This is a genomic window from Bacillus hominis, assembly GCF_018332515.1.
GTDB classification, from domain to species: Bacteria; Bacillota; Bacilli; order Bacillales; family Bacillaceae_G; genus Bacillus_A; species Bacillus_A hominis.
In genome coordinates this window covers 1-377 of sequence record NZ_BOQD01000663.1, presented here as the reverse complement: position 1 = coordinate 377, position 377 = coordinate 1, and the positions used below count along the sequence as shown (strand labels likewise).

At 29.4% G+C, this 377-nt stretch carries 1 protein-coding gene; it reads right to left on the bottom strand.

The window, feature by feature from the left end; all coding sequences use genetic code 11:
• Nucleotides 1-155: 155 nt before the first annotated feature.
• On the bottom strand, nt 156-350 hold the full coding sequence (locus KI356_RS27835) for a hypothetical protein (protein WP_128279958.1): 195 nt from the start codon (nt 348-350) through the stop codon (nt 156-158).
• Nucleotides 351-377: the final 27 nt, after the last annotated feature.

Genomic DNA, 377 nt, shown 5'->3' with positions numbered 1-377 from the left:
AATAACAACACAATATCAATTAATGAGTTATTTTAGTTTTTAATGAATGCATGTTTTTGTGAAATGAAAAAAGAGCCGTTTCTTTAGAAAGATTCGGCTCTTTCTATTTTTTTATTATCGTACTGTTCGAAATAAAAAATCATGAAATTATATGATTAACAATTTGATAATGATCGGACTTCAGTTATATATTTCTTGAAGTCTGGATACTGAGATACAGTCTGGCAGTTAGGGGTTAGTAGTTGATTAATTAAAGATACGTTTGTAATCACTTCGTTACAAGGACCGTAGAATGTAACTTTTAGCTTTGAATTCGGAGGAACTTTGAATACGATAGGGATTTTTTTCATTAAATCAGCTCCTTATATAATAGGGGT

Excerpts from the sequence above, each read along its gene's own strand:
- KI356_RS27835 (WP_128279958.1), bottom strand. The coding sequence starts at position 350 with ATGAAAAAAATCCCTATCGTATTCAAAGTTCCTCCGAATTCAAAGCTA.